The following is a 13005-nucleotide window of genomic DNA, read 5'->3' as shown; positions in this document are numbered from 1 at the left end:
GTATTTAATGAATAACAAAGGCATTTTATATAGTGCTATAAGTGCTACTATAGTAGCTATTGCAGGTGTATTATGGCTTAATCAGGACATTACAGCTAAAACAAATGATTCAGTAGGTGGGATCATTTCACAAGAAATTGTAAAACTTGGTGATGAAAATCCTACTTTTGATTACTGGGGAAAGAACTTTCCTGATTATTTAGACATGCACACAGCAGTAGAAAAACAAACACCTAATGCAACAGAATTTGGTGGAAATTTAGCTTATTCAAAGCTTATTCGCTATCCACAACTAACTGTTCTTTGGGCAGGTTATCCATTTAGCATTGATGCAAATGAAGAAAGAGGACACTTTTGGGTTCAAGTAGATCAAATGGATACAGCTAGAAATAATAAAGATTTCTTAAATGCACATGGTTTTACAGGATTTGGCGGTCAACCAACAGCTTGTATGAACTGCCATAGCGGATGGACTCCATGGCTTTTAAACAACACTGCAAAAGGTGATTGGGTAGCATTTAACTCTGCAAAATATTGGACTATGGTTAAAACTATCCCAGCTGTAAATGGAGCTAAAGAAAACTCACCTGAACACAGCGGTCCTCATGGTGGAAAAAGAATGGGTGTAACATGCGCAGATTGCCACAACCCAACAGATATGAGTTTAAGACTTACAAGACCAGCTTTAATTAAAGCATTAATTTCAAGAGGTTATGAAGCAGACGAAAAACAAGGTGTTAAAGCTTCAAGAAGCGAAATGAGAACTTTAGTATGCTCTCAATGTCATGTTGAATACTACTTCAAACCAACAGGCACTAAAGTGAAAACTATAGGCGAAAGTATTGCTAATGATAGTTCTAAAAAATGGTGGAATGGCACTCAAAAAACTTATGATGAGTTTGATTCTTGGAGAGATGGTAACAAGCCAATTGAAATCGAAGTTGATGGTATAGAGCTAGCATTTCCATGGAGTGAGTGGAAAAAAGGCGAGCCATTTAGAATAGAAATGATTGATGATTATTATGAAAAAAATAGAGAAAATTTTCCAAGTGATTGGGTTCATAAAATCACAAAAGCGCCAATGATTAAAATTCAACACCCAGAAAGCGAACTTTATAGTGGTGGAGTGCATGCTGCAAATGGTGTAAGTTGTGCAGATTGTCATATGCCTTATATTAGAAAAGGTGCAAAAAAAGTTACTAACCACAATATTACTTCACCTTTAGTTGATATTAACTCAGCTTGTAAAACTTGTCACACTCAAAGCGAAAGCTATCTAGCTAAACAAGTAAAAGATATTCAAAATTCAGTAGCCCATAATTTAAGAACAGCTGAATATTCTTTAGTAAGCTTGATTAAAGATATAGAAACTATTCGTGCAGAACTTGGAAAAATGCCTAAATTTCAAACTGATGGCAAAGCAGATGATGCTAAAATTTCGACTGAATTAAAAGAAGTATTAGAACTACATAGAAAATCTCAAATTAGAGCGGACTTTGTAGGTGCTGAAAACTCAACAGGTTTCCACAATCCTAGAGAAGCTTCGAGAATGCTTTTACAATCAGTTGATATGTCAAGACAAGGACAAACTAAGCTAGCAGAAATTGCAGCCAAAAATGGCATTAAAGATTTCAAAACTTCAAATTTAGGTTTTGAAGATATTCAAAAATTAAATCCAGGTGAAATTCACTATAAAGTAGATCTAAATGGTAATAAAGCAGGTGATCGCTACTATAAACACCAAGAAGTAAATGGTAATCCACCAGCAAAACTTCTTGAAGATGATAAAAATCTAAAACCTTATAATTATAAAGTAATAGATTAATCAAAATAAACCCTCGCAATCGAGGGTTTATTCTTTTATCAAACTTACATCCTCACCTTTTAAAATTTTATTCATAGTGTTCATAGCACACATTTTTCCACACATTGAACAAGAATTAAGTTCTTCAGGCTTTCTTTCATTAAACATTTTCTTAGCCTTTTCTCCATCAATTGTTAATTTAAACATTTTTTCCCAATCAATATCTTGTCTTGCTTTACTCATTTCATCATCTATTTTTCTTTCTTTGGGAAGCTTGGCTATATCTCCTGCATGAGCTGCTATTTTAGTTGCTACTATACCATCTCTTACATCTTCTAAATTTGGAAGTCTTAAATGTTCAGCAGGAGTTACATAACAAAGTATATCAGCACCAGCTGCTGCTGCAACTGCTCCACCAATTGCTCCACTTATATGATCATATCCTGCACCTATATCAGTAACTAATGGTCCTAAAACATAAAATGGAGCTCCATTGCAAATTCTTTTTTCAAGTTGCATATTAGCTTCTATTTCGTTAATAGCCATATGACCGGGTCCTTCTATCATCACTTGTACATCTTGAGTCCATGCTCTTTTGGTTAGCAATGAAAGTTCTATAAGTTCAGCAATTTGAGCTCCATCACTTGCATCATGAGTACAACCAGGTCTTAGTGCATCACCCAAAGAAAGTGTCACATCAAATTCCTTACATATAGCAAGCAAATCATCATAATATTCATAGAATGGATTTTCAGCATCATTCATTTGCATCCAAGCATAAAGAACTGAACCTCCTCTTGAAACTATATTAGTAATCCTATCACACTCTTTAAAAACCCTAGCAGCACGAGAATTTATCCCTGCGTGAATTGTCATAAAATCCACTCCACTTTTAGCATGATGATATACTACATCTAAAAAATCTTTTGCTTTAATATCTTTTAAATCTTTTTCTAAAAAACCTACCGCATCATAAACAGGCACAGTACCTATCATAGCTTTTGAAGTAGCAATTAGCTCATCTCTAAAACGACTAGTTTTACCATAATTACTAAGATCCATAATAGCTTCTATATTAAATTTGTGAGCCAATTCTACCTTTTTCATCTCTTCACTATAATCTACACAATCATTTGAAACACCTAAATTCACATTTACCTTTGTTTTAAGTCCATAACCAATACCATTTGGATCTAATGCTTTATGGTTGATATTTGCAGGAATGATGATTTTTCCACATGCTATATTTTCAAGTAAAAAACCTTCACTTACTTGTTCTTTTTGTGCAACAATTTGCATTTGCTTTGTGAAAATTCCTTCTTTTGCATAAGACATTTGAGTTTTCATTTGAATTTATCCTTGAAATAAATTTGGATAAATGAAGGGTATGTGAGTAGTTGATAAATTATCCCAACGCTAGCATTACCTAGTTCTGGTGCGGTCTAAGCTTTTAGCTTACTCTCAGCCTGTATCACAAGCTCCCGTCATTTATGCAAAAGAAGTATAGCAATAAATACAAAACAAAGTTTATTTTTTTGTTTGATTTTTAGCTTGCTTGCTAAAATGTAACAATTCTTCAGTAGTTTTAATGTAAAAAGGAATTTTTTTAAGACAGTATTTTAAAATTTCACTTGCAGCCAAAGCATCACTTAAGGCTCTATGATGCTTACTTTCAATACACAAAAACTCTTTTAGAGCATCAAGGCCGTATTTGGGACTTTCAATGCATTTTTTAGCTAAATCAATAGTACACAATCTTCTATTTAAAAGCACTCCAAAATCATTTTCATACATAGCTTTAGATATAAAATGATAATCAAAACGCACATTGTGTGCTACAAAAATGCTATCTTTTAAAAATAACTTAAAATCATTTAACACAGCTTTCAAAGAAGGAGCATTTTCTACCATATCTAAACTAATCCCGGTTAATTCTGTAATATTTTCAGGTATGCTTTCTACTTTTACAAAACTCTCAAATCTATCAATTTCTTTATAATTTTGAATTTTTACAGCACCTATTTCTAAAATTTGACCACTTTTTATCCCGCCAGTACTTTCAATATCTACAACACAAAATATCTCATCTTTTATTTTTGTATTTTTACTTTTTAAACACAAACAATTTTGTGCATTAAGCTCTACCCCTAGTCCTAAAAGCTCAAAAATATATAAATCAAAATCATAGTGGTTTAATTCTTCTATTTTTGCAAGTTCTTTTAAAACCCAAGGAAAAGGTTTATTTTCTTTGCTTAGTTTGATGATTAAATCATCGATTTGTTGTTGGCTCAAAATTCAAGCTTTAAAGAATTAATTGCTGTTTTTTTATCTTGCGAAGAAAAAATATAACTACCCGCGACTAAAATATCAGCTCCTGCTTCATCCAAATCAGGTGCATTTAAGCCATTTACCCCACCATCAACCTCTATAAAAACTTTAAGATTTTTTTTATCTATCATTTCTCTTAACTGGCGAATTTTATTATACACCAAAGGTAAAAAACTTTGCCCGCCAAAGCCTGGATTAACACTCATTAAAAGCACCATATCTACAAATTCTAAAATATGTTCTATGCTTGAAACTGGAGTATGTGGATTTAATACAATAGCAGGATGAATGCCGTTTTTTCTTATATACTCACACACCCTAATAGGATGGTTTTCAGCTTCTAAATGAAAACTAATAAATTTTGGTTTTATAGGTATAAATAAATCTACAAAACTACTAACATTATGCACCATTAAATGCACATCTAAAGGTACTGAAGTAATTTTTGAAATATTTTCAATCACACAAGGACCAAAAGTAAGATTTGGCACAAAATGTCCATCCATCACATCAATGTGCAACAAATCAGCTCCCGCTTGAGATACTTCTTTAATCTCATTTTCTAAGTTTAAAAAATTTGCAGACAATAAACTTGGCGCTACATACATTATATATCTCCAATAAAATAAAAAATAATTTTATCATACTTATTATCAAATTTTCTTTATGTATTTTTAATAATATTTGATTTTTTTAAGCTTGCTTTAGATATAATGCTAAAAATTATTTTTATTTCATAAGGAAAAATTTATGTCAAGAATTTGCCAAATTACAGGAAAAGGACCTATGGTAGGTAACAATGTTAGCCATGCTAACAACAAAACTAAAAGACGCTTTTTGCCAAATTTAAGAACAGTTCGTATTACTTTAGAAGATGGAACTACTAGAAAAGTTAGAGTTGCTGCTTCAACTTTAAGAACACTTAAAAAACAGAGTAGCAAATAATCCTTAATATAAACGAGGAATTATTATGTCTTTTTTGAAAAAGCTACAAAAATTCCTCAATTGGTCCCCTTCTCCAAAACCTTCAATCAACCTCAATGAAGAGCTTTACGAGCAACTTAGATTTTTAAGAATTCCTCTTATTGCTGTCGTAATAATGACACTAATTGGAGCTTTTGGTTATATGCTTACAAGTAATTATAATCTCAATGATGCTATTTACCAAGCTGGTATGACATTTACCACTTTAGGCTACACTGAAGTCAATCCCATACCAACAGCGGGTAGAATTTTTACCGTTATATATGTATTATTAACTTTTACAATATTTACTTTTTGCATGGGTTTAGTGATAGAAATAGTAAAAAAAGGAATCTTGTCTAAAATAATCAAGGAGAGAAGAATGCTTCATAAAGTTGCAAGATTAAAAAATCATTTTGTAATATGCTATCACAATGATTTTACCATAGAACTAGCACAGCAATTCAAAGAAAATCACATTCCTTTTGTTGTTGTTGATGAAATAGAAAATTTTAGCGAGATAGCTGAAAAATATAATTATCCTTATTATATAGAAAGTGCTCCACATACAAATATAGCCTTTTTAAAGACCAATCTTTCTAGCGCAAAAGGTGTAATTACTCTTAGCAATAACATAGCAGATAATATAGCCATCATTGCTTCAGTGAGATTGTTTGAAAAAGAATTACAAAGAATCAATCCTTATTTTATACTAGCTAGCTCAAGCAATGAAGACGAAACTGAAAAACTAAAAAAACTTGGAGCAAATTCCATAGTTTCTGCTACAAAATTGGTCGCACAAAGACTTAGTGCTATGTCAGCAAGACCTGATATGGAAAATTTATTAGAAAATTATCTTTACAAAAAAAATAGCCCTATTGATTTAGAAGAGGTTAAAATTCCTGACGAGTCATGGGTAAGATTTAAAAGACTAAAAGAAATCCATTTAAGAGATATGGCAAATGTTAGCATAGTAGGAATTTTGGAAAATAAAAAATTTACCCCTATGCCAAGAGGAGACACTTTAATAGGCACTGGTGCAAAATTGTTAATCGTTGGTACAGCAGATAGTATAAAAATAGCTAAAAAGATTATTAAAAATAAACAAAAACCTGACGAGTTAAAATACATTTAACTTATTTAAGCTATAATCAATAACAATAAAATTTCAAAAAAGGAGGCTTACATGCTACATGAATTTAGGGATTTAATCACCGAGTTAAAAGGCAAGGATATGCATTTTGATAAGTTGTTTGAAGAGCACAACAAACTTGATCACAAAATCAAAGATGCAGAAGAAGGTAGAATTCATCTAGATAGCTTAGAAATAGCAAATCTAAAGAAAGAAAAGTTAAAATTAAAGGATGAATTAAATACTTATTTATCAAATTATAAAAAATAATTTCTACCGATTTTTTTAACTTTTAAGGATTAAATATGTTTGGAAAAAAAAGTCAATTATCACAAGACTTTGAAAATTTACAAAATAAAATCAAAGAACTAGAAGAAGAAAACAAAAGACTTCTTTCAGAAAAACAAGAATTAATTAAAAATTATGAAAAACAACTTCAAGGAAATTGCGGAAAAACTGAACTTGAAACAAATCTTTTGGAAATGCTATTAAATGGTGTTTTAAAAGGTATTGCAAATGTTCAAAGTGATATGCAGGAAAATGTTAATAAAGCGGAAATGATTTCTCAATATTCTGATTCCTCTTTAAAAGATATGCAAGAGTTAAATTCAATAACTCACTCTATCATATCTTCACTTCAAAGCATTATAGAATCAGCTAATCGCTCAAGAGATACAGCGGGAAATTTACACCGCAGCGTTGATGAGATCACTAATGTTATTAACTTAATCAAAGATGTATCTGATCAAACCAATCTTTTAGCACTAAATGCCGCAATCGAAGCTGCTAGAGCAGGAGAACACGGCAGAGGCTTTGCTGTTGTTGCTGATGAAGTAAGAAAACTTGCTGAAAAAACACAAAAAGCAACTTCTGAAGTAGAATTAAATATTAACCTATTAAAACAAAATGCTGATGAGATGTATGGACAAAGTGAACAAGTAGAAAAAGTATCATTAGAATCTAATGAGCATATAGTAAAATTCTCTAGTAATTTTGCTCAATTAATTTCTAATGCAAATTCAACTAGTTCTCACGCTAAAAGCATTACCTCTGAAATATTCATATCACTAGCAAAACTAGATCATATTGCATTTAAATTAAATGGATATAATGAAATTATTCATGCTTCAGGAAAAACTTTATCTGATCATTTAAGTTGCAGACTTGCAAAATGGATTGCTGGTATTGGCAAGGAAAGATTTTCTGGCGGAAGAACTTTTGGTAAGTTAAATTTACCACATCAAAAAGTACATGAAAATATGAACCAAGCCGTTGCTTTAGCACATAATGAAGATACAAGTGATAAACTAGTACAAAATCAAATTTTAGATAAATGCTCTAATGCTGAAAAGGCTTCTGAAGATTTATTTGGAATCTTTAAAGAAATGCTTGATGAAAAAGATCTAAATATTGAAAATAAAGAGGAAAAATAAAAAGAGGTAAGATTAATTCTTACCCTTAAACCATAAATACGCATACTCAAGTAAAGGAGTTTTTATAGGATTTTCTTTAGAAAACTTTTCAAAATCTTTTCTTTTTATCCATACTGCTTGGATATCTTCCCCCTCAATTCCACCACCATTACCAATTTTATCATCTTCATTAATTTCAGCAAAAAATAAAAATTGTCTACTAACACCTGAACCAAAACCTGTATAAAATTCCCCTATTTTTTCTACAACCTTAGGAGCATAACCTAGTTCTTCAATACATTCTTCTTTAGCTATTTCCTCTAAACTCAAATCTTTATCAACAAGACCTGAACAAAGCTCTATGCTAAATCCCATCTCGTTTAAATTTAAGTTATTGCGTTTTTGATAATCCCATAAAGGAATTCTAAATTGCTTTACAAAAACAAAAGAATCTTTTTGAGTATGATATAAAAAAACAGAAACACTATCTAATGCTTCTATAAAATCCCAAGTGTATTTTTTGTTATCTTTACCTATATAAGTATATCTTTTAGGTTTAATATATTTTGAGTTAGAAAATTGCTCTTCTTGTAAATTTTTCATGTAAAATCCTTATAATTTTACATCTATTATAACAAAATAAAACGAGTATGAAAAAATATGAAAGAATTTAAAAGAGTTGCTACAAAAAGCAACTCTATAAAGAAAGCTAAAGAATATAAAGGCGGTTATTACATCATACCACCCATGCCTCCCATACCACCCATGCCACTCATATCAGGCATAGCAGGTTTGTCTTCTTTAATTTCGCTAATTGTAGCTTCAGTTGTTAAAAGCATGCTAGCTACCGATACCGCATTAAGTAAGGCTACTCTTTCTACTTTAACAGGATCGATAATACCGCTTTCAAGCATATTTACATATTCACCTTTTGCAGCGTCAAAACCAGTATTTTCTTCTTTACTATTTTCTACTGTATTTACAACTACACCAGCATCAAATCCAGCATTTTCAGCAATTTGTCTTAAAGGTGCTCTTAATGCTCTTTCTACAATAGCTGCACCAATAGCCTCATCGCCTTGCAAATTCAAGCTGATTTTTGATTTTGCTTTGATTAATGCAGCGCCACCACCTATTACTATACCTTCTTCAACTGCAGCTTTTGTAGCACTTAATGCATCATCAACTCTATCTTTTTTCTCTTTCATTTCAGTTTCAGTAGCCGCACCAACTTTAATCACCGCTACACCGCCGCTTAATTTAGCTAATCTTTCTTGTAATTTTTCTCTATCATAATCTGAACTTGTTTCAGCAATTTGAGCTTTGATTTGGTTAATTCTTGCATCAATATTTGCTTTTTCACCTGCACCATTTACAATAGTTGTATTGTCTTTATCAATAATCACGCTTGAAGCTTGACCTAAATCTTGAATACTAGCACTTTCTAAAGTTCTTCCAAGCTCTTCAGAAATCACTTCACCACCTGTTAAAATAGCAATATCTTCAAGCATAGCTTTTCTTCTATCGCCAAAACCAGGAGCTTTAACTGCTGAAATATTTAAAACACCTCTTAATTTATTTACAACTAAAGTTGCCAAAGCTTCGCCTTCAATATCTTCAGCTATAATTAAAAGTGGTTTTCCTGTTTTTTGAATTTGTTCTAAAATTGGTAATAAATCTTTTAAGTTGGCAATTTTTTTATCAAATAACAAAATAAAAGGATTTTGCAATTCAGCTGTCATTTTTTCAGTATTTGTAATGAAATATGGGCTTAAATAACCTCTATCAAATTGCATACCTTCAACTACATTTAATTCATCATTGATTGATTTTGCTTCTTCAACAGTGATAACACCATCTTTTCCAACTTTTTCCATAGCATCAGCGATTAAATTTCCGATTTTCTCGTCTGAATTTGCAGAAATTGTCGCAACTTGAGCTATTTCTTTTTTATCTTTAACTTCACGAGAAAGTTTTTTAAGTTCAGCTACTATAGCTTCGCAAGCTTTATCCATACCTCTTTTAACTTCGATAGGATTAGCACCTGCTGTAATATTTCTCAAACCTTCTTTAAAAATAGCATGCGCTAAAACTGTTGCTGTTGTTGTTCCATCGCCTGCTTGATCAGCTGTTTTACTAGCTACTTCTCTAACTAAAGAAGCACCCATATTTTCTAAAGAATCTTTTAATTCCACTTCTTTAGCTACACTCACACCATCTTTTGTGATAGTTGGAGCACCAAAACTTTTTTGGATTAATACATTACGACCGCGTGGCCCCATAGTGACTTTTACAGCATCATTAAGTTTTTTAACACCTTCATAAAGTTTATTTCTTGCTTCATCTGAAAAAAATATTTCTTTTGCCATTTTTTATCCTTTTTTATTTAATAATCCCTAAAACATCTTCAACATTAAGAACTAAATACTCTTCATTATCAAGTTTAATTTCAGTTCCACCGTATTTTGCAAACATTACTTTATCATTTACCTTAATATCTTCTATTTCTTTGCTTACTGCAACAACTTCACCATTTAATGGTTTTTCTTTAGCATTATCTGGTATAATAATCCCAGAAGCAGTAGTTTTCATTTCTTCTAAGCGTTTTACTAAAATACGCTTTCCTAGAGGTTGAAAATTCATTTTTTATCCTTTCTAAAATGTGCCATTTTTAGCACTCTTTGTTTTTGAGTGATAGAATTATACATTAAAGAAAGTTAATTGTCAATAAATTAAGTAAAATATATCATATAAGTTTAGTCTATATCACTAAATTTATATGATATATTATTATAAAGGTTTCTCATGAAAAAAATTCTTTACATTCTTTTAGGTGTAGTGTGTATAGTATTTCTAGCTATATATACATTATTATTTACAAGCATGGGTAATGCTTTTTTAAAGCCAAGAATCGAAACGATTATTGCTCAAAAAAGTGGTATGAATGTTAAATTTGAAAATTTTAAAATTAGTTTTTCACAACTTGACATTAAAGCAAATATTGATGATAAATTTTTTGCTAACATAGAAGGTGGCATATCACCTTTAAGACTAGGATTTAATTTAAACTATCTTTTAGGACTTAAACAAAACTATATTCAAAATCTTGGCTTAAAAAGTGATAAAGATTTTACATTTAAAGGTAGTGCTGTAGGTAAAAGTAGTGATTTTTTAGTAAAAGGTAATGGGTTTTTGTTTGATTCTAATCTTAGCTTAGATGCAAAAATTGTTGATTTTTCTCCTATAAATCTTGAATTTATTGGTAAAAATATAGATTTGGCTCAAATTTTAGATTTTGCTAATCTACCAAGATATGCTCAAGGAAAAATTAGTATTATAAGTGATATACAAGCTAAAGATTTAAAACCAAATGGTAATGCTTTGATTAATTTTTACACAAGTTCTATCAACAATACTCTAATTGAAAAAGATTTTAATCTAAGCTTACCAAAACAAAGCTATATAAAAGGTGAAATAAGATCTTTAATCCAAAGCAATGAAGTTATTTCTAAAAGTGAAATTTTAAGCAACTTCTTCAAACTTTATATACAAAAAAGCATTTATGATATAGCAAAACAAAGCTTAACTAGTGATTTTGATATCAAAATAGATGATTTTAATCAATTTTCATCTCTAGCCAAAATGAAACTCCAAGGTAAAAGTCAAATTCAAGGTAATTTACTTTTTGCAAACAATCAATTACAAAAATTAGATGCTGACTTACTTGGATTTGGTGGTAGCTTAAAAGCTGTTTTAGAAAATAATAATCTTAATATCAATACAACTAATATAGAAGTAGCAGAACTTTTAAAAACCATATCCATACCTGCCTTTATTAATTCTAAATTAGTTTTAGATTTAAAAACACAAGGGCTTGATTTTAAAAATTTCAATCTAAACACTAGGTTAAACAATGCAAATATAAATGTTATGGAATTTAAAAAACTAAGCAATCTTGATTTTCCAAAAACAAATTTTAACTTACAAGCTAAAGCAAATGCGAAAAATTCTTTGATTGATTATGAAGCTTTACTTGATTCAAACTTAGCAAAAATACCTCAACTAAAAGGTTCATATAACCTTACAAACAAAGATTTAAATGTACAAATCAGTGCTTTTATAGATAATCTTAACAAATTAAAACCTTTAACCAAACAAGATCTCAATGGACCTTTAAATTTAGATGCCAAAGTTGATCTTAAGTCAAATCAAATTCAAAATCTTGATGCAAATATTAAAATCATGCAAGGGCTTATCAATGCAAAATCCAATGGAAAAAGTTTACAAGCAAAAATTGATAATATAAAATTAGAACAACTTTTTCCTTTGATAGGACAAAAAGTTTTAGCATTTGGTAATGTAAATGCAGATATTGACTTAAAGTCACTTGATTTTAACAATATTAATGGTGATTTTAAAGCAAATATTAATTCTTCTTTTAATGAAGTAGAATTATCCAAGCTTTTAGAGAAAAAATTTCCAAAGAATACTTCAGCAAAAATCAATCTTGATGGAAAAATTTCTAAATCAATCATTGATTTTAACGCTAAAGTTTTAAGTTCATTTGCAAATATTAATTCATTAAAAGGTAAATTTGATCTTAATCAAATGGATCTAATAAGCACTTATAATATATCATTGCAAGATTTTTCTAAGTTAGGATTTTTAGTTGATAGAAACTTAAAAGGCAAGGCTGATTTTGAAGGAAAATTTGATTTTAAAAACGCTTTAATAGATGCAAGTATTAATAGTAAAAATATATTTAACGGCTCATTAAATGCCACTTTAAAAAATAATATTTTTAACGCTAAAATGCAAAATACCGATCTTTCAAATTTAACTCAAAGCTTAGATTTACCTGATTATTACCAAGCAAAATCAAATTTAAGCATTGATTATAATCTTTTAAAAGAAAGTGGTGTAGTGCTAATGAATTTAGCCGATGGGCAACTTAAGAAAAATCTCATCACAGGTGCTTTAATGTTACTTTTACAAAAAGATATCACTCAAGATGTATATCGCAACGGTGAAGCCAAAATAAATATCAACAAAAATCTTATAGATTTAAATTTAAACCTAGTGGCTGATAGAAGCAATATAAATATTAGCAAAGGTAAGGTTGATACAAAAAGTACCAAATTAAACATTCCTTTTAATATCGTCATTGATAGAGCAAACTTCAAAGGTGTTATAAAAGGAACAACGCAAGATCCTAAAGTAAGTCTTGATACAAAAAGTGTTGTAAATTCTATTGTTAATACAATAGGTGGAAATGCTAGTGATGGTGCTAAAAATACAGGTAAAAAAGTAGATCAAGCAATAGATAAAATTTTTAACAAACTCTTCTAATAAATCTAGCCTTTAAA

General features: G+C 30.1%; 12 protein-coding genes, 1 pseudogene and 1 riboswitch. Of the genes and pseudogenes, 7 read left to right on the top strand and 6 right to left on the bottom strand.

The window, feature by feature from the left end:
- Nucleotides 1-7 precede the first annotated feature (7 nt).
- Nucleotides 8-1825 (top strand): ammonia-forming cytochrome c nitrite reductase subunit c552, encoded by a 1818-nt coding sequence (locus tag E2O22_RS00415; protein WP_133318725.1) that lies wholly within the window; start codon nt 8-10, stop codon nt 1823-1825.
- A gap of 27 nt (nt 1826-1852) precedes the next feature.
- Here the strand turns inward: E2O22_RS00415 and thiC are convergent, their stop codons facing one another.
- From thiC to rpe, 3 genes are all read right to left on the bottom strand, one after another.
- Nucleotides 1853-3151 carry a phosphomethylpyrimidine synthase ThiC gene (thiC, locus tag E2O22_RS00410; RefSeq protein WP_133318724.1) on the bottom strand — a complete coding sequence of 433 codons (1299 nt, stop codon included), beginning with the start codon at nt 3149-3151 and terminating at the stop codon, nt 1853-1855.
- A 44-nt stretch (nt 3152-3195) separates the two neighbouring features.
- A riboswitch (TPP riboswitch) is annotated at nt 3196-3299 on the bottom strand.
- 32 nt (nt 3300-3331) lie between these two features.
- Complete coding sequence (locus E2O22_RS00405) at nt 3332-4096, bottom strand: 3'-5' exonuclease (protein WP_133318723.1); 765 nt, start codon at nt 4094-4096, stop codon at nt 3332-3334.
- The gene (rpe, locus tag E2O22_RS00400; protein WP_133318722.1) at nt 4093-4740 is read right to left on the bottom strand and encodes a ribulose-phosphate 3-epimerase; all 648 of its coding nucleotides are present in this window, start codon (nt 4738-4740) and stop codon (nt 4093-4095) included. The genes E2O22_RS00405 and rpe overlap by 4 nt, the downstream gene beginning before the upstream one ends.
- Before the next feature lie 142 nt (nt 4741-4882).
- Between rpe and rpmB the strand changes: the two genes are divergently transcribed.
- The 5 genes and pseudogenes from rpmB (at nt 4883) to E2O22_RS08160 (ending at nt 7660) form a co-directional block, all read left to right on the top strand.
- Nucleotides 4883-5077, top strand: coding sequence for a 50S ribosomal protein L28 (rpmB, locus tag E2O22_RS00395; RefSeq protein WP_012661734.1), 195 nt, complete (start codon nt 4883-4885; stop codon nt 5075-5077).
- A 25-nt stretch (nt 5078-5102) separates the two neighbouring features.
- The gene (locus E2O22_RS00390; protein ID WP_133318721.1) at nt 5103-6230 is read left to right on the top strand and encodes a potassium channel family protein; all 1128 of its coding nucleotides are present in this window, start codon (nt 5103-5105) and stop codon (nt 6228-6230) included.
- Nucleotides 6231-6281: 51 nt separating this feature from the next.
- Nucleotides 6282-6497 (top strand): HP1242/YdcH family protein, encoded by a 216-nt coding sequence (locus E2O22_RS00385; protein WP_133318720.1) that lies wholly within the window; start codon nt 6282-6284, stop codon nt 6495-6497.
- A 431-nt stretch (nt 6498-6928) separates the two neighbouring features.
- Nucleotides 6929-7213, top strand: a pseudogene (locus E2O22_RS08165) (methyl-accepting chemotaxis protein); the annotation flags it as partial.
- On the top strand, nt 7199-7660 hold the full coding sequence (locus tag E2O22_RS08160; protein WP_412175096.1) for a CZB domain-containing protein: 462 nt from the start codon (nt 7199-7201) through the stop codon (nt 7658-7660). The pseudogene E2O22_RS08165 and the gene E2O22_RS08160, both read left to right, overlap by 15 nt.
- Nucleotides 7661-7672: 12 nt before the next feature.
- Here the strand turns inward: E2O22_RS08160 and E2O22_RS00375 are convergent, their stop codons facing one another.
- The 3 genes from E2O22_RS00375 to groES form a co-directional block, all read right to left on the bottom strand.
- Nucleotides 7673-8242: an NUDIX domain-containing protein gene (locus E2O22_RS00375; RefSeq protein WP_133318718.1), complete on the bottom strand. Its 570-nt coding sequence runs from the start codon at nt 8240-8242 to the stop codon at nt 7673-7675.
- Between the two features lie 128 nt (nt 8243-8370).
- Complete coding sequence (groL, locus tag E2O22_RS00370; protein ID WP_070256698.1) at nt 8371-10008, bottom strand: chaperonin GroEL; 1638 nt, start codon at nt 10006-10008, stop codon at nt 8371-8373.
- Between the two features lie 13 nt (nt 10009-10021).
- Entirely contained in the window at nt 10022-10282 is a 261-nt protein-coding gene (groES, locus tag E2O22_RS00365; protein WP_039626536.1) for a co-chaperone GroES, read from the bottom strand.
- Between the two features lie 162 nt (nt 10283-10444).
- Between groES and E2O22_RS00360 the strand changes: the two genes are divergently transcribed.
- Nucleotides 10445-12988 (top strand): AsmA family protein, encoded by a 2544-nt coding sequence (locus E2O22_RS00360; RefSeq protein ID WP_133318717.1) that lies wholly within the window; start codon nt 10445-10447, stop codon nt 12986-12988.
- Nucleotides 12989-13005 lie beyond the last annotated feature (17 nt).

Origin of the sequence: Campylobacter lari, assembly GCF_004357905.1 — a bacterium.
Lineage (GTDB): Bacteria > Campylobacterota > Campylobacteria > Campylobacterales > Campylobacteraceae > Campylobacter_D > Campylobacter_D lari_D.
Note: the sequence above shows the minus strand (reverse complement) of the source record. Positions and strands in the feature narration are given on the sequence as shown.

Coding starts and splice junctions, on each gene's coding strand:
- groES (WP_039626536.1), bottom strand. CDS start 10,282: ATGAATTTTCAACCTCTAGGAAAGCGTATTTTAGTAAAACGCTTAGAA.
- rpe (WP_133318722.1), bottom strand. CDS start 4,740: ATGTATGTAGCGCCAAGTTTATTGTCTGCAAATTTTTTAAACTTAGAA.
- E2O22_RS00360 (WP_133318717.1), top strand. CDS start 10,445: ATGAAAAAAATTCTTTACATTCTTTTAGGTGTAGTGTGTATAGTATTT.
- thiC (WP_133318724.1), bottom strand. CDS start 3,151: ATGAAAACTCAAATGTCTTATGCAAAAGAAGGAATTTTCACAAAGCAA.
- rpmB (WP_012661734.1), top strand. CDS start 4,883: ATGTCAAGAATTTGCCAAATTACAGGAAAAGGACCTATGGTAGGTAAC.
- groL (WP_070256698.1), bottom strand. CDS start 10,008: ATGGCAAAAGAAATATTTTTTTCAGATGAAGCAAGAAATAAACTTTAT.
- E2O22_RS00415 (WP_133318725.1), top strand. CDS start 8: ATGAATAACAAAGGCATTTTATATAGTGCTATAAGTGCTACTATAGTA.
- E2O22_RS00375 (WP_133318718.1), bottom strand. CDS start 8,242: ATGAAAAATTTACAAGAAGAGCAATTTTCTAACTCAAAATATATTAAA.
- E2O22_RS00385 (WP_133318720.1), top strand. CDS start 6,282: ATGCTACATGAATTTAGGGATTTAATCACCGAGTTAAAAGGCAAGGAT.
- E2O22_RS00390 (WP_133318721.1), top strand. CDS start 5,103: ATGTCTTTTTTGAAAAAGCTACAAAAATTCCTCAATTGGTCCCCTTCT.